Source organism: Mesorhizobium sp. M0701, from assembly GCF_040320365.1.
Lineage (GTDB): Bacteria > Pseudomonadota > Alphaproteobacteria > Rhizobiales > Rhizobiaceae > Mesorhizobium.
Map to the genome: position 1 here is coordinate 89,577 of NZ_JAMYPO010000016.1, position 25,561 is coordinate 115,137.

18 protein-coding genes are annotated in these 25,561 nt (G+C 63.5%); 10 read left to right on the plus strand and 8 right to left on the minus strand.

The window, feature by feature from the left end; genetic code table 11:
• Nucleotides 1-25 precede the first annotated feature (25 nt).
• Nucleotides 26-847: a tetratricopeptide repeat protein gene (locus NKI24_RS17515; protein WP_352448681.1), complete on the minus strand. Its 822-nt coding sequence runs from the start codon at nt 845-847 to the stop codon at nt 26-28.
• 122 nt (nt 848-969) lie between these two features.
• On the opposite strand from NKI24_RS17515, the gene NKI24_RS17520 reads away from it, so the two are divergent.
• From NKI24_RS17520 to pdeM, 5 genes are all read left to right on the plus strand, one after another.
• Entirely contained in the window at nt 970-2,334 is a 1,365-nt protein-coding gene (locus NKI24_RS17520; protein WP_352746958.1) for a leucyl aminopeptidase family protein, read from the plus strand.
• A gap of 69 nt (nt 2,335-2,403) precedes the next feature.
• Nucleotides 2,404-2,754 (plus strand): MarR family winged helix-turn-helix transcriptional regulator, encoded by a 351-nt coding sequence (locus tag NKI24_RS17525; RefSeq protein WP_023676939.1) that lies wholly within the window; start codon nt 2,404-2,406, stop codon nt 2,752-2,754.
• On the plus strand, nt 2,717-3,628 hold the full coding sequence (locus NKI24_RS17530) for a C40 family peptidase (RefSeq protein WP_502894789.1): 912 nt from the start codon (nt 2,717-2,719) through the stop codon (nt 3,626-3,628). Before NKI24_RS17525 ends, NKI24_RS17530 begins: the two co-directional genes overlap by 38 nt.
• 67 nt (nt 3,629-3,695) lie before the next feature.
• Nucleotides 3,696-6,218 carry a ligase-associated DNA damage response DEXH box helicase gene (locus NKI24_RS17535; RefSeq protein WP_352746963.1) on the plus strand — a complete coding sequence of 841 codons (2,523 nt, stop codon included), beginning with the start codon at nt 3,696-3,698 and terminating at the stop codon, nt 6,216-6,218.
• A complete protein-coding gene (pdeM, locus tag NKI24_RS17540) occupies nt 6,215-6,931 on the plus strand; it encodes a ligase-associated DNA damage response endonuclease PdeM (RefSeq protein WP_352746965.1) in 717 nt (238 codons plus the stop codon). Before NKI24_RS17535 ends, pdeM begins: the two co-directional genes overlap by 4 nt.
• A gap of 2 nt (nt 6,932-6,933) precedes the next feature.
• Here pdeM and NKI24_RS17545 read toward each other — a convergent pair whose 3' ends face one another.
• From NKI24_RS17545 to NKI24_RS17555, 3 genes are read right to left on the minus strand one after another with little or no spacing between them, the layout of a single operon-like run.
• Nucleotides 6,934-7,869: a dimethyl sulfoxide reductase anchor subunit family protein gene (locus tag NKI24_RS17545; RefSeq protein WP_352621897.1), complete on the minus strand. Its 936-nt coding sequence runs from the start codon at nt 7,867-7,869 to the stop codon at nt 6,934-6,936.
• A gap of 11 nt (nt 7,870-7,880) precedes the next feature.
• Nucleotides 7,881-8,615, minus strand: coding sequence for a 4Fe-4S dicluster domain-containing protein (locus NKI24_RS17550; RefSeq protein WP_352621895.1), 735 nt, complete (start codon nt 8,613-8,615; stop codon nt 7,881-7,883).
• Nucleotides 8,612-11,542 (minus strand): molybdopterin oxidoreductase family protein, encoded by a 2,931-nt coding sequence (locus NKI24_RS17555; protein WP_352746969.1) that lies wholly within the window; start codon nt 11,540-11,542, stop codon nt 8,612-8,614. Before NKI24_RS17555 ends, NKI24_RS17550 begins: the two co-directional genes overlap by 4 nt.
• 278 nt (nt 11,543-11,820) lie before the next feature.
• Between NKI24_RS17555 and NKI24_RS17560 the strand changes: the two genes are divergently transcribed.
• The gene (locus NKI24_RS17560; protein ID WP_352448629.1) at nt 11,821-12,723 is read left to right on the plus strand and encodes a LysR substrate-binding domain-containing protein; all 903 of its coding nucleotides are present in this window, start codon (nt 11,821-11,823) and stop codon (nt 12,721-12,723) included.
• A gap of 5 nt (nt 12,724-12,728) precedes the next feature.
• On the opposite strand, the gene NKI24_RS17565 is transcribed toward NKI24_RS17560, so the two are convergent.
• The 4 genes from NKI24_RS17565 to NKI24_RS17580 form a co-directional block, all read right to left on the minus strand.
• The gene (locus tag NKI24_RS17565; protein ID WP_352746972.1) at nt 12,729-13,985 is read right to left on the minus strand and encodes an Hsp70 family protein; all 1,257 of its coding nucleotides are present in this window, start codon (nt 13,983-13,985) and stop codon (nt 12,729-12,731) included.
• A gap of 108 nt (nt 13,986-14,093) precedes the next feature.
• Complete coding sequence (locus NKI24_RS17570) at nt 14,094-14,885, minus strand: TIGR02186 family protein (protein ID WP_352455141.1); 792 nt, start codon at nt 14,883-14,885, stop codon at nt 14,094-14,096.
• Nucleotides 14,885-15,808 carry a sulfite exporter TauE/SafE family protein gene (locus NKI24_RS17575; RefSeq protein WP_023676949.1) on the minus strand — a complete coding sequence of 308 codons (924 nt, stop codon included), beginning with the start codon at nt 15,806-15,808 and terminating at the stop codon, nt 14,885-14,887. The genes NKI24_RS17570 and NKI24_RS17575 overlap by 1 nt, the downstream gene beginning before the upstream one ends.
• A gap of 191 nt (nt 15,809-15,999) precedes the next feature.
• A complete protein-coding gene (locus tag NKI24_RS17580; RefSeq protein WP_352746975.1) occupies nt 16,000-19,860 on the minus strand; it encodes a peptidoglycan-binding protein in 3,861 nt (1,286 codons plus the stop codon).
• 552 nt (nt 19,861-20,412) lie between these two features.
• Here NKI24_RS17580 and NKI24_RS17585 point away from each other — a divergent pair.
• From NKI24_RS17585 to NKI24_RS17600, 4 genes are all read left to right on the plus strand, one after another.
• Nucleotides 20,413-20,874 (plus strand): MerR family transcriptional regulator, encoded by a 462-nt coding sequence (locus tag NKI24_RS17585; RefSeq protein WP_023677331.1) that lies wholly within the window; start codon nt 20,413-20,415, stop codon nt 20,872-20,874.
• A 237-nt stretch (nt 20,875-21,111) separates the two neighbouring features.
• A complete protein-coding gene (locus tag NKI24_RS17590) occupies nt 21,112-22,908 on the plus strand; it encodes an acyl-CoA dehydrogenase (protein WP_352744456.1) in 1,797 nt (598 codons plus the stop codon).
• A gap of 239 nt (nt 22,909-23,147) precedes the next feature.
• Complete coding sequence (locus NKI24_RS17595; RefSeq protein ID WP_352744459.1) at nt 23,148-24,317, plus strand: acyl-CoA dehydrogenase family protein; 1,170 nt, start codon at nt 23,148-23,150, stop codon at nt 24,315-24,317.
• Between the two features lie 31 nt (nt 24,318-24,348).
• Entirely contained in the window at nt 24,349-25,557 is a 1,209-nt protein-coding gene (locus NKI24_RS17600) for an acetyl-CoA C-acetyltransferase (protein WP_352448635.1), read from the plus strand.
• Nucleotides 25,558-25,561 lie beyond the last annotated feature (4 nt).

A 25,561-nucleotide genomic window follows, 5' to 3' on the forward strand; every position in this document is an offset into this window, starting at 1 on the left:
CGCGCCGGTTCGGCGCTCGAAGCGGTCAGTTGGTGGCGGGCTTTGCCTTGTCCTGGTCCTTGAGCTGGCTCCAGGCATTCTGCTGCGCCAGCATCTGGCGAAGGTAAGCGACGTTAGCCTGCGCCTGATCCGGCGACAGCTCTTGCGAGGCGATCTTCTCTGCCTCGTCGAAACGGCCTTGCAGACCGACGACCAGCGCAAGGTTCTGGCGGACGCGGCTATCTGCATTCGGCTGCTGGGCGGCTGAGCGCATATAGGTTTCGGCTGTGCGCAAATCGCCTTCCAGCACGTACGACATGCCGAGATTGGACAGGATCGACGGTTCGTTCGGCCTGAGATCAAGCGCCTTGCGATAGCCTTGGCGCGCCTCGTCCTTCTGGCCGAGCTGGTCGAGAATAGCAGCTTCCGCCGATACCAATTTCCAGTCAGGATATTCGGGCGTCTGGGCGCGGCGCACGGCATCGAGAGCCGGCTCGAACTGTCCGTTGGCGGCAAGCGCCTTGCCATAGGCGGCGAGCACGTCGCGATCCTTCGGCAAGGCGATCGCCAGCTTGCGCATCACCGCAAGCGATTGGTCTGCGTCGCCGTCCATCTGCAGCGCCGCGGCATAATTTGTCGCGATCCGCTTGTCGCTGGGGTTTTTCGAATAGGACTGGCCGAGCGCCATCGTAGCGTTGTGCAGTTCGCCCGCCGACATTGTTTCCAGCGGCTTGCCGCTTGGACGAGAAATCGAGCCAGTCGTCAATTTGCTGGTTCCGCAGCCAGCGACGCCTGCGGCAAGCGCCATCATCAACGCCGTGCTGATCAGCCTATTTGCGCTGGCGTTCATCCTGCGGTTGGTCGGCATCGGCACCAGGGCTCCGTTCATGCGCGTGACCATTTGCGAGGTCATCTTTCCTCCCGCAGAAATATTCTGTTAACCCTAACGGAGAGTTAAGAAACGCCGACTCGGAAGCCGGAGGCCAGCGAATGCCTGTCGAACTCGTCGAGAAAGAATTGAGCAATGCGCTGCCGGTCCATCTGGTGGCGAAGGATGCTCTGGCGGCGGCGGGCCTTGCGCCATCGTCGGTCGCCTGGGCCAAGGCCAACGGCTTTTCCGGCGAGCCCGGCAGGACGCTGATCGTGCCTGGCGACAACGGCGCGATTGCCGGAGCCCTGTTCGGCACCGGTGATGGCGAGGGCGCACTGGCCATCGGCGCACTAGCGAGAGCCTTGCCCGCAGGCGAGTGGCATTTTGCGTCCGCACCGGCCAAGCCGGAGCTTACGGCACTCGCCGTGGCGCTCGGCGGCTATGTCTTCACCCGCTACGGCAAGAAGCCAGGCAAGACGCTTCGCCTCGCGCTGCCGGCAGGCACCGACGCCGCCCGCATCCGCCGCCTCGCCGATGGCATTTTCCTGGCGCGCGATCTGGTTAACACGCCGACCAGCGATATGGGCCCCGGGCAGTTGGAGAAGGCCGCCCGGACCTTGGCCGCGACGCACAAGGCCGAAATATCGGTGACCAAAGGCGACGATCTTCTTACCGCCAACTTTCCGATGATCCACGCCGTCGGTCGGGCTTCTGCCGACGCGCCACGCCTGATCGACATGATTTGGGGGCCGAACAATGCCCCCAAGATAACGCTGGTCGGCAAGGGCGTCTGCTTCGATACAGGCGGTCTCGACATCAAGCCGTCCTCGGGCATGCTTTTGATGAAGAAGGACATGGGTGGCGCTGCCAACGTGCTGGGTCTCGCCTCCATGATCATGGCCACCGGGTTGAAGGTTCGGCTGCGCGTGCTCATCCCGGCTGTCGAGAATTCGATAGCCGGCAACGCCTTCCGGCCAGGCGACGTGCTGGTGAGCCGCAAGGGCATTACCGTCGAAATCGGCAACACCGACGCCGAAGGACGGCTGGTGCTCGCCGATGCCCTGGCCTTGGCCGATGACGAAGAGCCGCAGATGCTGGTCGATATGGCAACGCTGACAGGCGCTGCCCGTGTTGCGCTCGGTCCCGACTTGCCGCCGTTCTATACCGGTGACGAGACGCTTGCATCCGAGCTGGCGGACGCCTCCGTTGCGGTCGAGGATCCGCTATGGCGGATGCCGTTGTGGAAGCCCTATGACGCCAAGCTGGCGTCGAAGGTGGCCGACGTCAACAACGTCACGCCGGACGGTTTCGCCGGCTCGATCACGGCGGCGCTTTTCCTGAAGCGCTTCGTGGAAAAGACCGCCGGCTGGGCGCATGTCGACATCTTCGCCTGGAACCCGTTCGACCGCCCGCACGGCCTTGCCGGTGGCGAAGCGCAAGGCATCCGGGCGCTGGAGCAGGTCATTTCGAACCGCTACGGCTGATTCTCGAGCATAGCCGACGAAGGTATTGACTGAAACGGAACCGAAACAATTTTCCGTCATGCTGGACGGATGTCGATTATCATGCGTCCAAGCCAGGCCTTGCGACTATGGCAACAGGTGGTGCTGTCCGAGGTGCGTGACGACGCGCCCGATCTCACTATGCGCCAGACGGCGATCCTGTTCACCATCTATCTCGATCCGCCGCCACATACGGTGCGGGGGTTAGCCGCCCGCCTCAACGTCACCAAGCCGGTGATCACCCGTGCGCTCGATACGATGGGGGCGCTGAAACTGGTGTCGCGCCACCGCGACGAGCTCGACAAGCGCAACGTGCTGGTCAGGCGTACAGTCGAAGGCGCGCTCTTTGTCGAGCGCTTTGGCGATGTTATCATTGCCAGAGCCCAAGAGTTGCCCATTTGAACGAGTTGCCGATTTGACCGCCAGGGATGCCCGCCTCCATGCCTTCCGCTCCGATCTCGCCGACGCCAGGCTGAGAGGCGAGGTCGCTGCCGACCGTTTCGTCGCCGGCCGGCCGGCTCGCATATCAGCCTCCGTCGCCGACATCCGCAAGGCGCCGTGCCCGGACGCCGGCGTCGATACCCAGCTTCTGTTCGGCGAAGACGTCCTCGTCTTCGAGGACGTTGAGGGCTGGGCCTGGATACAGGCCGAGCGCGACGGCTATGTCGGCTACGTCGCCGACACCGTGCTGGGCGGTCGGGAGCATGCGCCCACCCATGTTGTCTCGGTGCCGCGCACTTTCCTCTATCCGGGACCGGATTTGCGGTTCCCGGTGGGCGGGGAGCTCTCGATGGGGTCATTGGTGGCGGTGACGGGCTCAGCGGAAACGCGCGGCACGCATTATGCTCTGCTGCCGTCCGGCCAGGCGGTCATCTCGGGTCATCTCAGGCCGGTCGCCGAGGTTCACCCCGACTACGTCGCGGTCGCCGAGGCGTTTCTCGGCACGCCTTATCTGTGGGGCGGCGTCTCCGGATTCGGCATCGATTGTTCCGGTCTCGTGCAACTTGCAATGCACATGGCTGGCAGGCAAGTGCTGCGCGACACCGACATGCAGGCGGCGACCGTTGGTGAACCGCTCGACCCCGGGCCGGATTTTGCCGGGCTGCGGCGCGGCGACCTGGTCTTCTGGAAAGGCCACGTCGCGATCATGACGGACCCGGAGACCATGATCCACGCCAACGGCCACACCATGCTGGTGTCGCGTGAAGGACTGAGGGAGGCGGTCGCCCGTATCGGCTATCTCTATGGCGGACCGACCGGGTTTCGCCGGCCGTAACGCGAATCGATCACCTTTTGTTCTGATTCTGCTTGGCGATTGCGCGCCGCCGCGCTACCTCTGGCGCGTGACAGAGCAGCCGCGCCTTGCCCAACAGAATGCCGCCGTCGTCCTGCCCGAGCCATTTGTCAAATGGTTTGAGGAAAAGGGCTGGTCGCCGCGCGCCCACCAGATCGATTTGCTGGCCAAAGCCCAGGGCGGCCGGTCGGTATTGCTGATCGCCCCGACCGGCGCCGGCAAGACGCTGGCCGGGTTCTTGCCATCGCTGACCGAACTGGCCGGCCGACCGAGGAGAAGGCCGGGGCAGGCGCATCGAGGCATCCACACGCTCTACATCTCGCCGCTGAAGGCGCTGGCCGTCGACATCGAGCGCAATCTCGGCAAACCCGTCGAAGAAATCGGGCTGCCGGTCACCGTCGAGACGCGCACCGGCGACACGCCCGCACACAAGCGCCAGCGGCAGAAGCTGGCGCCGCCCGACATTCTCCTGACCACGCCCGAGCAATTGGCGCTGCTGATTGCTGCGCCCGATGCCAGGCGCTTCTTCGAGGACCTGCGCTATGTCGTGCTCGACGAATTGCATTCGCTGGTGACCTCGAAGCGCGGGCATCTCCTGTCGCTCGGGCTGGCCCGGCTGCGCTCGTTTGTGCCCGCACTGCAGACGATAGGCCTGTCGGCGACGGTCGCCGAGCCTGACGAATTGCGGCGCTGGCTGGTCAGCCAGAATCCACCGGGGCCGATGGCCGAACTGATCGTCGTCACTGGCGGCGCCAAGCCCGATATCTCCATTCTCGATTCGGAGGAGCGCGTGCCGTGGGCGGGACATTCGGCCCGCTACGCAACGCCGGAAATCTACAACGAGATCAAGCGCCACAAGACAACCCTGCTGTTCGTCAACACGCGCAGCCAGGCGGAGTTGCTGTTCCAGGAGTTGTGGCGGGTCAACGAGGAGACCTTGCCGATCGCACTGCATCACGGTTCGCTCGACGTCGCGCAGCGCCGGCGTGTCGAAAAGGCAATGGGCGAGAACGCCCTGCGCGCCATCGTCGCCACGTCGACGCTCGACCTCGGCATCGACTGGGGCGATGTCGACCTGGTCGTCCATGTCGGCGCGCCGAAAGGTGCCAGCCGGCTGGCGCAGCGCATCGGCCGCGCCAACCACCGTATGGACGAGCCGTCTAAGGCGATCCTGATACCGGCCAACCGCTTCGAGGTGCTGGAATGCAGGGCGGCGCTCGACGCCAATTATCTCGGCGCCCAGGATACCCCGCCGCTGGTCAACGGCGGGCTCGATGTGCTGGCGCAGCACGTGCTGGGCTGCGCCTGCGGTGCGCCGTTCCATGCCGATGCGCTGTTCGAAGAAGTGCGGACGGCCGCGCCCTATGCCGATCTCGACCGGCCGACATTCGATCGCGTCATCGATTTCGTCGCCACCGGCGGCTACGCCTTGAAGAACTACGAACGTTACGCCCGTATTCGTCTCAACAAGGACGGGCTGTGGCGGGTCTCAAATCCTCGCGTCGCCCAGCAATACCGGCTCAACGTCGGGACCATCATCGAAGTGCCGGCGCTCAACGTCCGCTACGTCCAGGCCGGCAGCAGAGGCGCGGCCTCGCGTGGCGGCCGGGTTCTGGGCAAGATCGAGGAGGCGTTCCTCGAAACGCTGACGCATGGCGACACCTTCATGTTCGCCGGCAAGGTGCTGCGCTTCGAAGGTATCCGCGAGAATGAGTGCTTTGTCTCGAATGCACCCGGCAGCGACGCCAAGGTGCCGTATTACGGTGGTGGCAAATTCCCGCTTTCGACGTACCTGGCCGAACAGGTCCGCGCTATGCTGGACGATCCGCAGCGCTGGAAGAAGCTGCCGGAGCAGGTCGCCGACTGGCTACGCTTCCAGGCCGACAAGTCGGTGCTGCCGAAACGCGACGATCTGCTGATCGAGACCTTTCCGCGCGGCAACCGCCACTATCTGGTGGCCTATCCGTTCGAGGGCAGGCTGGCGCACCAGACGCTCGGCATGCTGCTCACCCGCCGCCTCGACAGGGCGGGAGCCAAGCCGCTCGGCTTCGTCGCCACCGACTATGCGCTTGCCATATGGTCGCTGGCCGATATGGGGCATATGTTCAGGGCGAAGAAACCGTCGCTGGCTGCGCTATTCGATCAGGACATGCTGGGCGACGACCTCGAAGCCTGGCTCGCCGGCAGTTGGTTGTTGAAGCGCACCTTTCGCAATTGCGCGCTGATCTCGGGATTGATCGAGAAACGCCACCCGGGGCAGGAGAAGAGCGGCCGCCAGGTAACCGTGTCGACGGATCTCATCTACGACGTGCTGCGCAGCCACGAGCCCGACCATGTCCTTTTGCAGGCGACGCGTGCCGATGCCGCGACCGGTCTCTTGGATGTCAGCAGACTTGCCGAGATGCTCTCGCGCGTCCAAGGTCGAATCATGCATAAGAACCTCGAGCAGATATCGCCGCTCGCCGTGCCGATCATGCTCGAGATCGGCAAAATGCCGGTGCACGGCGAGGCCGATGACACGCTGCTGATGGATGCAGCCACGCTGGTCGAGGAGGCCATGGGGACGAAATGACTGTCGCGCTCGCCATGGCTGCGCCTCTGGCGGATGCGGGCGCTGTCCGTATCGCCGGCGAACGCGCGATCTGCGACCGTCGCGGCGTGCTCTATTTTCCCGAATTCCGGCTTCTGACCGTATCCGACCTGCATCTGGAAAAAGGCTCATCACTGGCCAGGCGCGGCACGCTGGTCCCACCTTACGACACCGGTGCGACGTTGCTCCGGCTGCAGGCGGTGATCGCCGATTATCAGCCTGCGATCGTTATCAGCCTGGGCGACAGTTTTCACGATGGCGGCGGCGCCGCACGTATGCACGCGAGCTTTCGCCAAAGGCTGGAAGGGCTGATGGTCGGGCGCGACTGGTTCTGGGTCGCCGGCAATCATGATCCTGAAGCGCCGGCCGACTTGCCAGGCGAGACCGTGCGCGAGCTGGCCATAGGCTCGCTACTCTTCCGGCACGAGCCTTCGGCGATGAGAGTGGAAGGCGAGATATCAGGCCACCTGCATCCTTGCGCCCGCATCGTGCAGCAAGGCCGTTCGGTGCGGCGTCGTTGCTTTGCCGGCGATGGCGGCCGCATGATCATGCCGGCTTTCGGCGCCTATACCGGCTCGCTCAACGTGCTCGATCGCGCCTATGCCGGGCTGTTCCGCCGCGAAACGCTGATGGCCTATATGCTTGGCACAGAGCGCATTTTCGCGATTTCCCACGCGATGCTCAGGCCGGGCTGAACCTACCTGCCGTAGTACAAAGTGACCGTGTGCTTGGCCTCGGCGAAGAACAGCCAGCGCTCGACCAGCATTCCGGCGAGTTGGGCGATTGCGGCGAGTATCGACAGTGCTGCCGCATAGGGCCACGGCAAGGCGAACGCCGCGACCAGCAGCAACGCGGGCAAAGCAAAGGCCAGCACCTGCGTGATCTGGCGGAGTTTAGCGCTGTGCTTGCGCGCAATGCGAAAACCCATCTCCTTGAGCAGATAGTTTTCCTCGGTATGCGGCCATTCCAGCGACCGCACCGTGCCGCCGGAAAGCCCGGTTGCAGTGTTGGCATTGGTCGGGATCTCCAGCCTGTCATTGTATCGCCAGGTCGCCAGCTTCAAACCCCAGCCGAGCGCGGTCAGCAACAGGGCACCCGCCAGAAGCATATTCGAGCCTGCGGCAAATCCCTGCAGCAGGGCGTTGAGCAGTACGCTGCCGGTCATCGCCGAAAAGACCAGGTAGGCGGGCAGGGTGAAGCGGCTGTGCCACTGGGCAATCGGCTTCAACGACGCGTAGATCATGCCGGTGGTGCAGACGGTTGCGACCGCGCCGATGGCAGCGAGCAGCCCGGCGACAGCCGCCCAGCCGCTCGTACGGCCGAGGACCACCCAGCCAATAGCGAACAACCCCGCCGGCACGAAGGTGGCGACCGAGGCAACACCTTCGCGCGACAGCCATGAGCTACGCCATTGCGAGAAGGCACGCCAGGCGCGTTCGGGCCGGCCGAGATGGCCGGCCGACGACAGCAGGCCTGTCGAGATCAGGCCAAGCGCCAGCCCCATGCCGGTGAGGCCAAGCCAGAAATCGGGCGGGATAAAGCCCTGTCCGGCGAGCACGCCAAGCAGCGCGAGCAGGCCGTAACCGGCGCCCGTGGCCGTGGTGAAAAAGACGACGGAGAAGGCTGGATGCATGAAGGCACGGGTCAGTTCGAAAGCATGCGGTCGACCCAGCCGAGGAAGCCGCCTTCAGCCTGCACCGCTTCAAGCGCTGGCGCCGGCACCGATGCGGCGCGGGTGGTGTGGGCACGTGGCGGCAGATATTTGTTGGTCGGCTTATAGCCCATTTCCGGCATCAGATCGACACCGCCGCGCTCGGCCACCAGTTGCGAGATAGCGGATGCCGGATCGCCCAGATCGCCAAAATGCCGCGCGCTGGTCGGGCAAGCAGCGACGCAGGCGGGCACGCGATCTTCCTCCGCCAGATTGTCGTTGTAGATGCGGTCGACGCACAACGTGCATTTCTTCATCACGCCGACATCGGTGTCGAATTCGCGTGCGCCATAGGGACAGGCCCAACTGCATAATTTACAGCCGATGCATTTGTCCTCGTCGACCAGCACGATGCCGTCCGACGCCCGCTTGTAGGAGGCGCCGGTCGGGCAGACGGTGACGCAGGCCGGTGTCTCGCAATGCAGGCAGGAGCGTGGGAAATTGACCGTGCGCCCACCCATCTCCGTGATGTGCTCATAACTGTGCACCCGATTGAACCAGACGCCGTCGACATTGCCGCCATAGGGGTCGATGTCGGTCAGCGGCGCCATGTGGCCGCCGGTGTTCCATTCCTTGCAGGCGGTAACGCAGGCCTGGCAGCCGACGCAGGTGTCGAGGTCAATGACCAGGCCGAGCTTTTTGTCGGTGTGGGTGGGAAGGCAAGTCATTTGGCAGCTTCTCTTTCCCGACGGAATTCGGCGCCGAAACTAAGCTTATCGGGCGGGGGCTCAAAATGCGGTGGCTGTCGGAACCGCTCGAACTGCGGTTCGGTGAAGCCTGCTTCCTCGTCTGCGCATTTGACGATGCGCACGCGCAGGTCGAACCATGCCGCCTGGCCGGTGACAGGATCGGAATTCGAATAGTGTTTGCCATTCGCATCGGCAGAGGTCTGGTCGCCGATGATGTGGTTGAGCAGGAAGCCGCGATTGGATTCGGCCGCATCATCCTTCAGCCCCCAGCTGCCGCGACGCTTGCCGATCGCATTCCAGGTCCACACCGTATTGGCGTTGACGCCGTCGACCAGCTTGATCTGTCCTTTGACCTTGCCGTTGATGCTCTCGATCCACACCCAGTCGTCATCGGCAAGCCCGAGGCTGGCGGCGGTCCGATTGTGCACGAACAGCCGGTTCTGGCTGGTGATCTGCCTTAGCCACGCATTCTGCCCGCCCCAGGAATGGTACATGTGCATCGGCCGCTGCGTCAGCGCGTGCAGCGGATAGGCTTGGCTGTCGACCGCAGCCTCTTCGAAGGGCGCGTACCAGAACGGCAGCGGATCCATATAGGTCTCGATACGGCTGCGCTCCGCCTCCGGCGGCAGCACCCCGCCATGGCCGCGCGCCGCAAGGCGAAAGCGCTGCATCGGCTCCGAATAGAGTTGGAAGACGATCGGCTCGGCCTTCGGCATGAAGCCCATGCTCTCAGCGAATTCGAGATACGAGCGGTTGGCCATCTTGTAGTAGCGCTGATCGGCGGCGAAGTCCTGGTGCCAGAAGCCGCCATTATCTATGTAGCGTTGCAACTGGTCGGGATTGACCTCGCCCTTGCCGACCGAGGCCCCGTCCTTGCCGCGCCAGCCGGCGAGCGGACCGACACCTGGCGTGCGCTCGTGATTGACGATGTAGTCGGCATAGTCGCGGTATTTGGCGGAGCCGTCGTCGTCAACGAAGCCGGGCAGGCTGAGCCGCGCGCCGAGTTCGATCAGCACCGTCTGGAACGGCCTGACGTCGCGGTCCGGCTCGACGACGGGATGGCGGATCGCGTCGCCCGGCCCGTCGGCATGGCTGATCGGCCGGTCGAGCAGACTGATACAGTCATGACGCTCGAGATAGGTCGTGTCCGGCAGCACCAGATCGGCAAAAGGTACGGTCTCGGAATAATAAGCGTCGGAATAGATGATGAACGGAATCTTGTACTCGCCCGACGCATCGATATCGGTCAGCATCGCCATCGTCTCGACCGTATTCATCGACGAGTTCCAGGCCATGTTGGACATGTACATGAACAGAGTGTCGATCTTGTAGGGATCGCCCGCCCAGGCGTTACGAATGACCGTGTGCATGAGCCCATGGGCGGCCAGCGGCGCGTCCCAGGAGTATGCCTTGTCGATACGAACAGGCTTGCCGCCTTCATCGATCAGCAGGTCCTCCGGTCCGCAGACGAAGCCGAGCGGCATGCCTTCGAGCGGTGTCATCGGCTTCACATTCTTGCCGGCGGGCTTTGGAGCCGGCGGCGCGGGCCGCGGATAAGGCGGTTTGAAGCGGAAGCCGCCCGGCGCGTCCACCGTGCCGAGAAGCACCTGAAGCAGATGAATGGCGCGGCAAGTGTGAAATCCGTTCGAATGGGCCGAGATGCCGCGCATCGCATGCATCGACACCGGCCGACCCTTGATCGTCTCGTGCCGGCGGCCGGCCCAGTCCGTCCAGGCCACCGGCAATTCGATTTGCTGTTCGAAGGCGACATGGGCGAGTTCTGCGGCAATGCGTCGGATGGTGTCGGCGGAGATGCCGCACCGGTCAGCGACGGCGTCCGGTGAATAGCTCTCGTCCAGATAACGGTCGGCGACGAGTTGGAAGACTGGCACGCAGCGGCGGCCGTCGACGAGAACGCTGCCGGTCAATGCGGGCTTCGCGTCGGCATCGCTGGCATTGACAGGCATCTTCGCCACCCTGTCCCAAGCCAGCGGATTGCCGTCGCCATTGCGCATGAACAGCCCGTCATCGACAGCTCCAGGCTCCTGAACGACCAGGATGTGGGCATTGGTGTAGCGCAAGAGGTACTCGAGATCGATGCGGCCAGCCTTCAGCAATTCGTGGATGAGGGCGAACACGAACAGGCCGTCGGTGCCGGGCCGGATGCCGATCCAGTCGTCGGCAATCGCGTTGTAGCCGGTGCGGCAGGGATTGATTGAAACCACCTTGGCGCCGCGCGCTTTGAGCTTGCCGAGGCCGATCTTGATCGGATTGGAATCATGGTCTTCGGCAACCCCGAACAGCATGAAATACTTGGTGTTGTCCCAGTCGGGCTCGCCGAACTCCCAGAACGAGCCGCCAATCGTGTAGAGGCCGCCGGCTGCCATGTTCACCGAGCAGAAACCGCCATGGGCCGCGAAGTTCGGCGTGCCGAACTGGCTCGCCCACCAACCGGTCAGCGATTGCGACTGGTCGCGGCCGGTGAAGAAGGCGAGTTTCTTCGGATCGGTCTGGCGGATGTTGGAAAGCCGTTCTGTCGCGATCGACAAAGCTTCCTCCCACTCGATCTCGCGGAACTCGCCCGAGCCGCGCAGTCCGGTGCGCAGCAATGGTTTCGTCAGCCGCGCCGGGCTGTAATGCTGCATGATGCCGGCGCTGCCTTTGCCGCACAGCACGCCGCGATTGACCGGATGATCCTTGTTGCCGTTGATATACCGAACCTTGCCGTTTTTGATATGGACGTCGATGCCGCAGCGGCAGGCGCACATATAGCAGGTGGTCTTGGCGATGCTGTCGGAGACATCAGGCGAAGTATCGACGCCGTCGCGTTCAGCGGGCGCGCGCGTATCGGCAAGCGGCCGTTGTGATGGTGCCGAATTGGCTCCGCGCAGCAGGTTGTTGGTCATGATCCGGTGATGCTCTTGCGCTCCGCGACCTTGGCTCTCGTCTTCGGGCCGGGGCCGCGCATGTAATGCTCTTCCGGCCGATAGCGTTCACCCAAGAGCCGCCGCCGCAGGCTGCGGGTCCAGTGCGCAAACACGGATTTGAACCGCCCCACCAATTCTACCCTCGACTGCTAGGCGCGACTTTTTTCCAATTTCGGGTCAAAATTTAGAACAAAGCGACCGATCCGTCTAACAACTTGCTCTTGTAATTCCAATCGGATTTGCTTCTTAGTGCCGGAATGACCCTGGACCAGTTGCGGATCTTCGTCGCCGTCGCCGAACGGGCGCACATGACCAAAGCGGCCGAGTTGCTGGGCATCTCACAGTCGGCCGCGTCGGCCGCCATCCGCTCGCTCGAACAGCAGCACGGCGTCCAGTTGTTCAACCGAGTGGGCCGCAATATCGAGCTCGCCGAGACCGGACGCCGATTCTTGCCCGAGGCCAAGGCGGTCCTCGAGCGGACTGCGGCCGCCCACAATGTGCTGGAGCATGTCGCGCAGACGATATCAGGCAGTCTCTCGATCGCTGCCAGCCAGACCATCGCCAGTTATTGGCTGCCGCGCCGGCTCGCCTCTTTCCACGAAGCCTATCCTGCCGTCAGGCTGAGCGTGAGCATTGGCAACACCAGGCAGGTCGAGACCAATGTACTTGATGGCGCAGCCGATTTTGGCCTGGTCGAGGGGCGCACCGAATCCGACATTTTGCGCCGTGCCAAGGTCGATATCGATCGCATGATGCTGGTCGTGGCGCGCTCGCACCCTGAGATCGCAGAAGTTTCGCCTGGACATCCCGACCTTGGCGGGCTTCGCTGGATCATTCGCGAAGGCGGATCGGGCACGCGCGAGGCGCTGGAGGACCTTGCCCGACGCGACGGGATTTCGTTCGCGGACCTGCAGATATTCCTGGTATTGCCGAGCAATGAGGCTATTCGCCAGGCGGTCGAGGCCGGCGCCGGCGCCAGCATCATTTCGGAACTCGTCGTCGCGCGCGCGGTCGCCGAAGGCAGTCTGCGTTCCGTGCCGATCGATCTGCCGAAGCGCGAATTTGCCATGATCACGCATCGCGACCGGCAGCCAAGCCTGGCCCAGATGGCGCTCAAGGCGCATCTTGGCGGCAAAGCTGAGAGATCCGCGCCGCTTTAAGCCGATCAGCCGAACTTCCGCTGCGCGTCGAGCGCCAGCCCAAGCCCGACCGAGCCGAACACATCGCCTTCGATTACCGACGCCTGCGGCACCAGCGCCAGGATCTGCTGCCTGGCCAGCGGGATCGCGGTCGATCCGCCGGTCAAGAACACCGCGGTGATATCCGAGGCCTTCACCTGTGCGTCGCGGATGGTCTGCTCGACCGTAGCCGCAACACGCTCAATGTCCCTGGCTATGGTGGCTTCGAGACTCTTGCGCGTGATTTCTGCCGTGAACCTCACCTCCGGCAGCGCGACCTCGACATCGGCCGACGATCGGTCCGTCAGCTCGATCTTGGCCTTTTCGACCAGTGCCGCCAGCGCGTGGCCGTAACGATGCTCGACGATGTGGATGAACCGGTCGACCAGGTCCGCGCGCTCCGCCTCATAGCGGATCTGGCGCAGATGCGTCATCGCCCTCGCGGTATAGACCAGGTTGATGCGCTGCCACGTCGCCAGGTCGATGAAGTAGCTCGCCGGCAGATTACGTTTGCCATCCTTGGTCGGTGAGAGATGGCCGAGCTGCGGCATCACATGGGCGATGCTCAACAGCCGGTCGAAGTCGGTGCCGCCGATGTGGATGCCGCGGCTGGCCAGGATGTCGTCCTTGCGGTCAAGCGAGCGGGCGCGCTCGGGCGAGACCCGCACGATTGAGAAGTCGGACGTGCCGCCGCCCATGTCGACGATCAGCGCCAGTTCCTCGCGCGTCACCTTTTGTTCGTAGTCGAGTGCCGCGGCAATCGGTTCGAACTGGAAGGCGATGTGCTTGAAGCCGTGGGCACGAGCGGCATTTTCGAGTTCGTGCTCCGCCTTGGCGTCGGCCTCGGCATCGTCGTCGACGAACTGCACGGGCCGTCCCAGCACGACGCTGTCGACCGCGTCATGGGCTTCTTCTTCCAGCTTCTTTTTCAGATGGCCGACGAACAGGCCGACAATCTCCATGAAGCCGATCGAGCGCGCCTTGATGCGCGTCTTTTCGTGGGCGAGCGAGCTGCCGAGCACACTCTTCAACGAGCGCATCAGGCGGCCTTCGATACTGTCCGTATAGTTGGCAAGGGCGCGTCGCCCGAAATAGGTGCGGTTGTCCTCGAAATTGAAGAATACCGCACTGGGCAGCGTGACCTGGCCGTCTTCCAACGCCACCAGCCGCGGCTGCCCGTTCCTGACCACGCTCACGGTGGAATTCGAAGTGCCGAAGTCGATACCGGCAAATGCTGGTCGCATCGTGCGTTCCTGTAGTTCTGATTTGGGGAGCAGCAGCTCGTATCCGGTCGAGCCGGGGGTCGCGGTCTAACCCATACCCTCGGAAAGGGAAACCACTTTTACGAGAGTTCAGTCTTTCCTGAACACCAGTCTTCCGAGCCAGCCGGTCAGCATGGCCAGCGATACGGCAAAGACGCCGTAGAGGAAGGAATAGTCGTGCGCGACGCGGAAGATCGACTGTTCGAAACCGGACTTGCGGATTTCGAGCTGGGCGGAGCTTTCCTTGATGAACAGGCCGCTCTTGAACAGGAAGGCGCGGGCCTTATGGGTGCCGACCGGAACGTTTGGGGCGAGCCTGACGGTGGCGCGGAACAGGTTCTGCGACAGGAACTGCACACCGCCGACATTCTCGCTGTAGAGGCCGGTCGCCGCCTTGCGTTCGCGCAGCGCGGCGGTGAACTCCTCGATTGTCGCCGGGCTGTCCTCCGCGTCGGCCGGCTGCAAATAGAGGTTGGAGGCGCCAAGCGACAGCTGCTTGTAGCTGTTCGGATCGGTGACGTCCTGCAGCGGCCGCGTCGTCGCCACCGAATAGGAGACAGGTACGTTTTTGAAGGTCTCCGACTCCAGATTGACCCAGACGCCGAGCACCCGGTCCTTGCGGCGCACGACGACCGGCCGAGCCGGGCCTTCCAGCACGACGATCACGTCGTAGCGCCCTTGCCGCGCGACAAGCGGATCGGCATTTTCCAGTGAGCCGAAAATGGTCAGGTCGGCGCCGGAAAAGCCGGCGGTAATCGAGACATTGTCGGTGGAAAGGCCGATCTGGATGTTTTCGGTCAGTGGCGCCTGCGCCTTCGCCGGTGGCGCAGCAGCCAGCAGCGACAGCAAGGCGGCGGCCGCGAGCGTCCTTAGGCCGGCCATCAGCTCAGGCCCACGCCGGACAGAGAATAGAGATTGGGCGGCGTGACGAAAAGATCGATGGCAAGCCGGATGGCTACCGCCAGCACGAGCAGCGCCAGCAGCGCCCTGAGTTGCTCGCCCCGCAGCCTCTGACCAGCCTTGGCGCCATATTGCGCGCCGGCGACGCCGCCTGCCATCAACAGGAAGGCGAGCATGACGTCGACCGTCTGGTTGGTGGTGGCGTGGACCAGCGTGGTGTAAGCCGAGGTGAAGATGATCTGGAACAGCGAGGTGCCGATGACGACGTTGGTCGGCACTTTCAAAAGGTAGATCAGGGCCGGCACCATGATGAAGCCGCCGCCGACGCCCATGATCGAGGACAGGAAGCCAATCGCCGCGCCCAGCCCAAGCACCGGAATGACGCTGACGAAGAGCTTCGAGGCCCTGAACCGCATCTTCAGCGGCAGGCGGTGGATCCAATTATGCTGGCCGGATTTCTTCAACACCGGTGCGGCGCCGCTGCGAGTGGCGCGCAGCGCATTGACACTCTCGACCAGCATCAGTCCGCCGACGGTGCCGAGCAGCACGACGTAGAGCAGCGAGATGAACAGGTCGAGCTGGCCGAGCCGGCGCAGCAGCGCAAAGACATAGATACCACCGGTCGAGCCGACGATGCCGCCGGCTAAAAGCACGCCGCCGAGCTTGAAGTCGAGCGTGCCGCGCTTCATGTGCGACAGGGCGCCGGAGAAGGAGGAAGCGATGACCTGGTTGGCGCCGGTGGCGACCGCGATTGCCGGCGGTATGTTGTAGAAGATCAGCAGCGGCGTAATGAGAAAGCCGCCGCCCACGCCGAACATGCCCGACAGGAAACCCACCGCCGCACCCATGGCCAGCAGCACGAAGATGTTGACGGAAATTTCCGCGATCGGGAGATAGATGCCCACCCGTCAGTCTCGATCAGTTTGCCTCCTGGCGAATGCAACCGTTGCGGGCATTTTGCGTCAGAAGGCTATCTCGTTCTTGCGCCGGCCGGGCCGTGAAGTCAAACTTCGCCGCACCGCCGAAACAAAAAACAACTCAATCAGTTAACAGGCAAATCTGTGGCAAGGGCGTCGCGGAAACGACGCATCCGCCGTTATTTACGCGCAAGCAGCGCCTTGACCAGCTTTTCGTCGATCGCGCCGGTTGCCTTCATATCGTTGTCGGCCTGGAAGGCCATGATCGCGTTCTTGGTTTTCTGGCCCATCATGCCGTCGGGATTGCCGGCCTCGTAGCCGTTCTTGTTGAGAATGCGCTGGATGTTCTGGACCGCTTTCTTCATGTCGATGCCGGCGGTCGTCTGCGGTGTTCCGTCCTGCCACGATTCAGGAACGTCGGCCGAATTGGCGGCTGGATCGAGCGGCTTGGCCTTCCACAGTTCAGCCGCGGCCCGCGCACGCTCCAGCTGCTCGGGCCTCAGCGCCTTGGCGATCTCGTCGCGCTTGGCCGCCGCATCCTTGTCGCCGGTCTTGGCGACGAGTGCGAACCATTTGTAGCTCTCCTCAAGGTTCCGCTTCATGCCGACGCCCTTCGCCGCGAGGATGCCGAGATTGAACTGGCTATCCTTGACACCGAGATCCGCCGCCGCCTGGAACCAGCGCGCTGCCGATTCATTGTCGGTCACGCCATCCGCCGCCATCGCAAACAGCACGGCAAGATTGTGCATCGCGCTGGCATTGCCCTGCGCTGCGGCAAGCTGGTACCAGGTTTTCGCTTTCTTGATGTCGCGTGCGACGCCGATGCCCTTCTCGTAGAAATTGCCGATGCGGTATTCTGCCGGTGCGAAACCGAGTTCGGCAGCTTTCTCATACCATTTGGCCGCCGCCGCCATGTCTTCTTTGACGCCGCGAGACTCGGCGTAGCGCGAGCCGATCTCGAACAGCGCCTTGGCGTCTCCGCCGGCCGCTGCATCGCGCAGGGCGGCCGGACCGGCATCGGCCGGAACGTCGATCTTGGCAACGCCTGCCGCGGCAGCATCCGCCGGCGGCACCGTGCCGGTCGTGTCCTGCGTCGCAGCGGTGGCTATAGCAGGCGCGGCAGCCATTGGCTCGGCGTCGCTGGCCGTCGCCGCTGCCGGCGCGGGCACTGCGGCCGCGGTGTCTTGCGCCGCCAGGTCAGCGGGCGCCGCGGAAGCCGAGGGCGCCGTCGATGTCTCGGCTGCCGGTGTAGCGGGGCCGGTTTGTGCCGCCGCGTCGTCCTTGGTCATCGATGCGGATGGCTCTGCCTGCCTGACCGTGGGCGACGGCGCGCTCTCCTGTGTTGTCGTCTGCGCGTCCGCCTTCGGCTCGCTGGCAACGCTGGCCAAAGCGGTTTCCGCCGGCTGTACGGCCACGGCCGGTGCCGCCTCATTGTCGGTGACTTCGACCGGGTCGGAGAAGAAGGCTTTGCCCAGTTGCAGGCCGGCAAGCGCCAGCATGATGGCGATTGCCCCCATCAGGATCGGCTTGCGCCGCGCCTTGAGCAGGTCGCCGATCCTGAGTGCCTTGACCGGGCCTTTCATCGTCGACTGGCGCTTGAGGGCGTCCGCCTCGGCGGCCGCCGCTTGCGCAGCCCGTCTGGCTGCCTTGATGAAGTCCGATTTCGCCGCCTCAGCGCCGCCTTCCCGGGTCGGCTGCCCGCGCTCGTCGCGCACGCGCTTCATGATGGCGCTGAGGTCGGGTGCGCCGGAGCCGGGTTCCAGTGGCCGGTTGGCGAGCTTGGGGTCGAGGGGCTCGTCGAGATCGACGCTCGGTACCTCGGCGCTCTGCGCCGAGCCTGCAAGCGGCGGCATCTCGGCGTCCTTCTTGCCCTTCAAGGCGCGCGCCAGCCCGCCTAACATCGATTTCCTGCCGCCGCCTTGCTCGGTTTTTTCACGCGTCGTGTCTGAACCGAGAGCCGCCAGGGCTGCTGCGGCGGCGGCCTCGGCTGGCGTACGCGGACCTGGCTCGTCGCGCACGAGCGCCGCGGCGCGGCCGTCGAGATCGGCCATGCTGCCCGTCAACGGCAGCGGCTGGTCGAGGTCCATCGACGGTGCGTCCTGCACCGAGATCTTGGATGGCCGGCCGAAACGCTTGCTCAACTCCGCGCTTGCCGGTTCGCCCGTCTCCAATGAACCAAGCCTGTCAACGATCTTGAGCAGCGTATCGTGGATAGCCTCGAACGTTCTCGAATTGCGCTCGTCCGAACGGCGCGTCAGTGCCTCGAGCGTCTTCAGGTCCTGGGCGAGGCCGGTAACGGCCGCCGTGTTGGCGCTTGATCCGGCCAGTGAGCGGACGGCGCTCTCAGCCGCCTCGCGCGCCGCGCCGAGGATGGAATCGCGGGTTCCGGCCAGCGACTTCTCGATTTCGTTGAGACGCGGGCTGATGTCGTCGAATTCCGGCAGCGGCGTGCCGGGCTTGGAAAGATGCGCCGTCAGGCCGGCGACCTGCGCTTCAAGGCTGCGGATCAACGCCGGGTCGATGCTGGCGACCTGTGCCGCGGACGAATCCAGCCGGCTTGAGATGTCTTCGAGCCGGCTCTCCAGGCCACGGATCGCCGCCTCGTTGGCGGGATCTGGAACGCGCGTCTCAATCCGCTTGGCCAGCGCGGTGAAGCGGGCGTCGATGGCATCCATAATGCCGGCGCTATCGACCTGCGGCATGCGCTGGTCCAGCCTGTCGGCGACCTCGTCCAACCGGCGCTCAAGGTCGCGAAACAGCATGTTGCCTTGTTCGATTGCGTCGCCCTGGCGACGTTCCATCATGCTGGACAGCACGTCGAAGCGCTGCTCGAGCCCCTGGAAGATGTAGTCGGCGTCGGGCATGGCAGGTGCGTGGTCGATCTTGTCGGCAATAAGCGCGACTTGCCTGGCAAGGCGCTCCATCGCCTGTTCCGGCAGATTGGCTCGGCCGGCCAGTTCATCCACGCGGCTCGACAATGTGTTGAGACGGTCAATGACCTCCCGACCCGGACGATCCTGCGACACTTCTTCGATTTGCTGGGCCAGTGAATCGATCCGCTTCTCGATGCGTTCGAAGGGCTCGGGGTCGAACGAATTGGCTTGCGCGGCAACCGTCGAGGCGACGATCGCGCGGGAAATCTCGTCGAGCCGCTCGTCGATCTGACTGAATGTGTCGCCGCCGCGATTGTCCTGCTGGCGGGCGAAATGGTCGACCGCTCCGGCAAGCGTGCGGACCTTTTCCTCGAGCGAGCGCAGCGACAGCGATTCCGGCAGATTGCTGACGGCATTGCTGATCTGTTCGAGCCGCTCCGTCAGCGCCGACAGGCCGGGTGCATCGGAACGCTTGCGCTGATCGGCCTCGACGCGATCCTCGAAAGCGTTCCAGCGGCGGTCGAAATCGTCCCAGCGGCGTCCGACCGCCTGCACGCTCTCCTCGCGCGCCAGCGTATCGAGCGCGGCTTTGACCTGCTCAAGCTCGAGCCGCAGCATATTGACGCTTCTGTCGTCGCTTTTTTCGGCCAGTGTCTGGATGGCGCCGGAAAGCCGCTCGAATTCGACGCTGAGTTCGGCGCTGCCTTTGCCGCCGCCATTTGACTGGAAGGCTCGCCCAATATTCTTGCGCAGTACCTCGAACTCGCGTTGCAGGCCGGAGGTCATCTGCTGGCGCAAGTCTTCGCGCAGGCCGCGCAATTCCCCGGCGATCTTGCCGGCTAGGGCGACGCTGTCCTCCTGGCCGCGCACCCGGTCGATATCGCGGGCGATCGCCTGGTAATTCTGGTCGAAAGCCGCTGCCGGACCTTTCGGCCGCTGCGCGCGTGGATCCTCATACCGGCGCTGCTGGCCATAGGGTTGGGCGCTGGGATAGCGTGGTTCTGCCGCTGGTCGGCGCGGATCGGGGTGGCTTGCCGTCTCCTCGCGCGTCCGCTCCAGCCGCTGCTCCAGAGTTTCCAGGGAGCGGTTGAGCTCTTCAAGCGTCGTGTGCGGCCGGCGTTGCCTGCCGGCGTTGAGTGTATCGAGGTAGGACCGCTTGCTGTTCATCAATGCGCCCGTTTCAGAATTGCTGGCTTTCACCAGGTTCCCAAAGTCCTGCCGGGACGAACGCGACTGCCTGGCTTGTTGCAGTGGAAGACGAGCTTCCCGGGTCTCATCCGCGCTCCGAAAAACCGTGAAAAATTCAGTACAGGATAGACACGGGTAACCGACATGCGCACATTTCGCCCCAACGTGGTAAACAACGCGTTAACCAAGCTTAAGAAGTTGCAACTTTGTCGGCTGGCTGCCGACGGCGCCGGGTGTCTTTTTTGGACGCGCAAAAGACGTTGTAGAATTTTGATCAGCCGCATGATCGCTCCCGAAATCGGCAACGACCTTTTAGGTTGTCCGCTGGTGCTGCGGCATAAAGTTGCAAGACCAGAACGCTCTTGCGTGGTGAGGCGGCTATCGATATAGAATTGACGTAAACGTAAATGAGCGGATTACGCCGTTTGCGATTTGTTTGTTGAAACCACGAGTGGAAGCACGCCCCCGCTTTCACTCAGGCGACGCAAGGTCCGCGACCGCGACGCCACCAGACGGGGAAAGCCAGTGACCATGAAACTTATTTCGCCCGGCCAAGCCGCGGCCAACACCAACGATATGTCGAGCGAAGCCGGTGAAGAGCTTGTCCGCATCGGCGAAATGGCCAAGAAATATGGAGTGACGCTGCGTACGCTGCGTTTCTATGAGGACAAGGGTCTGCTCAACCCGCAGCGCGACGGCTCGACCCGTCTCTATACACGCCGCGACAGGGCCCGGCTGAAGCTGATCCTGCTTGGCCGCAAGGTCGGGTTCTCGCTGCGTGACGTCAAGCAGATGATGGACCTCTACGATCCGAACGGCTCCAACACCAAGCAATTGCGGCTGGCGCTCGACAAGTCGGAGAAGCAGCTTGCCCGTCTGCAGAAGCAGCGGGCGCTGATCGACGACGCCATCAGCGAACTGAGTGCTTCGATGTCGACCGTCCGGCAAATGCTGATCGAGCGCTCGACGCCGCAGGCCAGCGTAGCGAGCTAAACTAAGCTTTCGATTTGTGACGAATAAGAGCCGCGTGGCTTTCGCTGCGCGGTTCTTCGTCGTTTGCCGTGCTTTGTCGTTTGTCGTCCTGGCGCGCGGGAGAAAATTTGCCGCACCGCCGAATTGACGTTTACGCAAACGTCAATATTTGTTATCTCGACCACAACGTTGGTCCGTCTGCCATCCTCATATGCTGGGGCTGATTTCGGGGCCAAGACCGCATGGTGGAGGAAACGCATGCCGATCTACAGAGCGCCGGTCCGGGACACGCTGTTCGTGCTGAACGAAGTGCTGGGATATCAGCGTTATTCCAATCTTCCCGGATTTTCCGACGCGACGCCGGATGTGCTCGAGGCCATCCTTGCCGAGGGCGCGAAGCTCGCCGAAAACGTGATGCAGCCGCTGAACCGCGTTGGCGACGTGGAAGGCTGCATGCGCCATGACGACGGTTCGGTAACGACGCCGAAAGGCTTCAAGGAAGCTTTCGACCAGTATCGCGAAGGCGGCTGGATGGGGCTCGCGGCACCTGTCGAGTTTGGCGGGCAAGGGTTGCCCTACGCGGTGCACACTGCGGTTGCCGAATACATGGTGTCGGCCAATATGTCGCTGATGATGTATGCCGGCCTGACGCAAGGCGCGATCGCTGCGATCATCACCCATGGCACCAAAGAGCAGAAGGCAACATGGTTGCCGAAGCTAGTCGAGGGCGCCTGGACCGGCACCATGAACCTGACCGAGCCACACTGCGGAACCGATCTTGGCTTGCTGCGCACCAAGGCCGTCCCCAATGGCGACGGCACCTACAGGATCTCCGGTCAGAAGATCTTCATCTCGGCCGGCGAGCATGACATGTCGGACAATATCGTCCACCTGGTGCTGGCCCGTATCGAGGGCGCGCCGGATGGCGTGAAGGGCATCTCGCTGTTCATCGTGCCGAAGCTCAAGCTCGATGCCTCAGGCAATCCGGGCGAGAAGAACACCGTCTCCTGTGGCTCGATCGAGGAGAAGATGGGTATCCATGGCAACTCGACCTGCGTCATGAATTACGACGACGCTGAAGGCACGCTGCTCGGCGAGGCCAATGGCGGGCTGAAAGCAATGTTCACCATGATGAATGAGGCGCGGCTTGGCGTCGCCCTGCAGGGACTTTCGCTATCTGAGGTTGCCTACCAGAATGCGGTTTCCTACGCCAAGGATCGTCTGCAGGGCCGCTCGCTGTCAGGGCCGAAGGCGCCGGACAGGAAGGCCGATCCGATCATCGTCCATCCGGACATCCGCCGCAGCCTGATGACCATGAAGGCTTTCAACGAGGCCGGCCGCGCGCTGGCGCTGTGGACGGCGATCAAGTCCGACATCGCTCACCGCTCCGGTGACGACAAAGATCGCCAGGTCGCAGACGACTACACCGGCCTGATGACGCCGGTGGTCAAAGGCGTGCTCACCGACAAGGGGTTCGATCATGCGGTAATGGCGCAGCAGGTCTTCGGCGGCCACGGCTATATAGAAGAGCACGGCATGAGCCAGTTCGTCCGCGATGCGCGCATCGCCATGATCTATGAGGGTGCCAACGGCATCCAGGCGCTCGACCTCGTCGGCCGCAAGCTGGCCTTGAATGGCGGCCGCGCGGTCCAGGCTTTCTTTAAGGAAGTCGGAGAGTTCTGCGAGGAAAACCGCACCGACGAGACGATGGCGCCCTTCACCAAGGCGCTGAAGAAGGGCCTCAACGATCTGCAGACGGCGACGATGTGGCTGGTGCAGAACGGCATGGCCAAGCCCGATAACGCCGGTGCCGCCTCGACCGATTACATGCATCTCTTCGGCCTGGTGGCGCTGGGCTATATGTGGGCCCGGATGGCCAGGGTGGCCGCAGCGAAATTGGCGAATGGCGCCGACGGCGCTTCGTCTTTCTACGACCACAAGCTGGTGACGGCGCGCTTCTTCATAGAGCGGATCATGCCGGAGACGTCGGCGCATCTTGCCCGCATCTCCAGCGGTGCCGACACATTGATGACACTGCCGGCGGAAGCGTTCTAGCTTCGGCGTTCCCCTCCCCCTCGAGGGGAGGGTGGCCCGAAGGGCCGGGAGGGGGTCCTGCGTGCAGTGCGCCGACCTCCATTCTGGTGCATGCCTTGGAGGAAAATGATCGCAATGCCGTGGCACATGGCGCAGGTTGTAATAGATAAGGTCAAGCAAGTCATCGGCGACCCCACCCGGCCGCTTCGCGGCCACCCTCCCCTCGAGGGGGAGGGGAACGTCGGCGCGAGGGAGAAACCATGACCCACCCCGCCGAAATCCTTGGCCTTCCCAAGCCCGCCTGGGCGGCGGACGAGGTCGGCATGCTTTACGACATGGCGCACCGCTTCATGTCGGAAGAGATCGCGCCGCGTTACGACGAGTTCGAGAAGAACGAAATGGTCGACCGCGAGAGCTGGCTGAAGGCGGGTGCTGCCGGCCTGCTCTGCGCCTCTATGCCGGAGGAATATGGCGGATCGGGCGGCACCTTCGCGCATGAGAGCGCCATCATCGAGGCGATCGGCCATGTCGGCGTCGACGGGTTCGGCATTGGCCTGCACAATTCGATCGTTGCCCCCTACATCCTCCATTACGGCTCGGACGAGCAGAAGAAGAAATGGCTGCCGAGGCTGGCGACCGGCGAGCTGATCGGCGCCATCGCCATGACCGAGCCCGGTGCGGGCTCCGACCTTCAGAGCGTCAAGACGCGCGCCGAAAAGGACGGCAACCAGTACAAGCTCAACGGCTCGAAGACCTTTATCACCAACGGCCAGCTCGCCAATTTCATCATCGTCGTTGCCAAGACCGATCCTGAGAAGGGCGCCAAGGGCATCTCGCTGATCGTCGTCGAGACTGACGAGGTGGAAGGTTTCGAGCGCGGCCGCAACCTCGACAAGATCGGCCTCAAGGCCAACGACACGTCGGAACTGTTCTTCAACGACGTGCGTGTGCCGACCTCGAACCTGCTCGGCAACGAGGAAGGCCAGGGCTTTGTCCAGTTGATGCAGCAATTACCGCAGGAGCGGCTGCAGATCGGCACCACTGCTATTGCCATGGTCGAGCGGGCGCTGGCGCTTACCATCGACTACGTCAAGGAGCGCAAGGCCTTCGGCAAGGCCATCATCGAATTCCAGAACACCCAGTTCAAACTTGCCGAATTGAAGACCGAGGCGACCATCGGCCGCGTCTTCTATAATGACTGCGTTGCCCGCCACATCAACGGCGGCCTCGACCCGGTGACCGCGTCTATGGCCAAATACTGGCTGTCGGACCTGCAAGGAAAAGTCGTCGACGAATGCCTTCAATTGCATGGCGGCTATGGCTACATGAATGAATATCCGATTGCGCGCATGTTCCGCGACGCCCGCGTCCAGCGCATCTACGGCGGCACCAACGAGATCATGAAATTGCTGATCGGGCGCTCGCTCTGAGCGAGTTTCAGCAAACCCAAGGAGCAGGAAAATGGCCGAAGCTTATGTCTATGATGCCGTGCGCACGCCGCGCGGCAGGGGCAAGAAGGATGGCTCGCTGCACGAAGTGCCGGCGGTGCGGCTCGGCGCCAAGGTGCTCGAGGCCATCCGCGACCGCAACGGGCTGGACACCGGCACCGTCGACGACATCATCTTCGGTTGTGTCGATCCGGTTGGCGAGGCGGGTGCGGTCATTCCACGTGCCGCCGCTTTCGAGGCCGGCTACGACACCAAGGCGCCTGGCATGCAGATATCGCGCTTCTGCGCCTCGGGCCTCGACGCCATCAATTTCGGCGCCGCCAAGATCGCACAGGGCGCCGACGAGATCGTCATTGCCGGTGGCATCGAATCGATGTCGCGCGTCGGCATGGGCGCCTCCGGCGGCGCCTGGTTCATGGACCCATCGGTCGGCCTGCCCGGCTGGTTCGTGCCGCAAGGAATCTCGGCCGACCTGATCGCCACCAAATACGGCTTTTCGCGCGACGACGTCGATGCCTACGCGGTCGAAAGCCAGAAGCGTGCCGCCAAGGCGTGGGGCGAGGGCCGCTTCAAGAATTCGGTGATCTCGGTGAAGGACCAGAACGGCCTGACCATCCTCGACCATGACGAACATATGCGGCCCTCGACCGACATGCAGTCGCTGGCCGCGCTCAACCCGTCCTTCGTCATGCCCGGCGAAATGGGCGGCTTCGACGCCGTCGCCGTGCAGAAGCATCCCGAGGTGGAACAGGTCAACCACGTCCACCATGCCGGCAATTCCTCCGGCATCGTCGATGGCGCGGCGGCCGTGCTGCTCGGCTCGAAAAAGGCGGGAAAGACGCTCGGCCTCAAGCCGCGCGCACGCATCCGTGCGTTCGCCAACATCGGCTCCGAACCGGTGCTGATGCTGACCGGCCCCGTCGACGTCACCGAGAAGCTGTTGAAGCGGGCGAAGATGAAGCTGTCGGACATCGACCTGTTCGAGCTCAACGAGGCCTTCGCTTCGGTGGTGCTGCGCTACATGCAGGCTTTCGACATTCCGCATGACCGGATCAACGTCAATGGTGGGGCCATCGCCATGGGCCATCCGCTCGGCGCCACCGGTGCGATGATCTTCGGTACGGTGCTGGACGAATTGGAACGCCGCGACCTCAACACCGCGCTGGTGACGCTTTGCATCGGCGCCGGCATGGGCACTGCAACGATCATCGAACGCGTCTGACGGA

Excerpts from the sequence above, each read along its gene's own strand:
- NKI24_RS17515 (WP_352448681.1), bottom strand. The coding sequence starts at position 847 with ATGCCGACCAACCGCAGGATGAACGCCAGCGCAAATAGGCTGATCAGC.
- NKI24_RS17520 (WP_352746958.1), top strand. The coding sequence starts at position 970 with ATGCCTGTCGAACTCGTCGAGAAAGAATTGAGCAATGCGCTGCCGGTC.
- NKI24_RS17525 (WP_023676939.1), top strand. The coding sequence starts at position 2,404 with ATGTCGATTATCATGCGTCCAAGCCAGGCCTTGCGACTATGGCAACAG.
- NKI24_RS17530 (WP_502894789.1), top strand. The coding sequence starts at position 2,717 with ATGTTATCATTGCCAGAGCCCAAGAGTTGCCCATTTGAACGAGTTGCC.
- pdeM (WP_352746965.1), top strand. The coding sequence starts at position 6,215 with ATGACTGTCGCGCTCGCCATGGCTGCGCCTCTGGCGGATGCGGGCGCT.
- NKI24_RS17545 (WP_352621897.1), bottom strand. The coding sequence starts at position 7,869 with ATGCATCCAGCCTTCTCCGTCGTCTTTTTCACCACGGCCACGGGCGCC.
- NKI24_RS17550 (WP_352621895.1), bottom strand. The coding sequence starts at position 8,615 with ATGACTTGCCTTCCCACCCACACCGACAAAAAGCTCGGCCTGGTCATT.
- NKI24_RS17555 (WP_352746969.1), bottom strand. The coding sequence starts at position 11,542 with ATGACCAACAACCTGCTGCGCGGAGCCAATTCGGCACCATCACAACGG.
- NKI24_RS17560 (WP_352448629.1), top strand. The coding sequence starts at position 11,821 with ATGACCCTGGACCAGTTGCGGATCTTCGTCGCCGTCGCCGAACGGGCG.
- NKI24_RS17565 (WP_352746972.1), bottom strand. The coding sequence starts at position 13,985 with ATGCGACCAGCATTTGCCGGTATCGACTTCGGCACTTCGAATTCCACC.
- NKI24_RS17570 (WP_352455141.1), bottom strand. The coding sequence starts at position 14,885 with ATGGCCGGCCTAAGGACGCTCGCGGCCGCCGCCTTGCTGTCGCTGCTG.
- NKI24_RS17580 (WP_352746975.1), bottom strand. The coding sequence starts at position 19,860 with ATGAACAGCAAGCGGTCCTACCTCGATACACTCAACGCCGGCAGGCAA.
- NKI24_RS17585 (WP_023677331.1), top strand. The coding sequence starts at position 20,413 with ATGAAACTTATTTCGCCCGGCCAAGCCGCGGCCAACACCAACGATATG.
- NKI24_RS17590 (WP_352744456.1), top strand. The coding sequence starts at position 21,112 with ATGCCGATCTACAGAGCGCCGGTCCGGGACACGCTGTTCGTGCTGAAC.
- NKI24_RS17595 (WP_352744459.1), top strand. The coding sequence starts at position 23,148 with ATGACCCACCCCGCCGAAATCCTTGGCCTTCCCAAGCCCGCCTGGGCG.
- NKI24_RS17600 (WP_352448635.1), top strand. The coding sequence starts at position 24,349 with ATGGCCGAAGCTTATGTCTATGATGCCGTGCGCACGCCGCGCGGCAGG.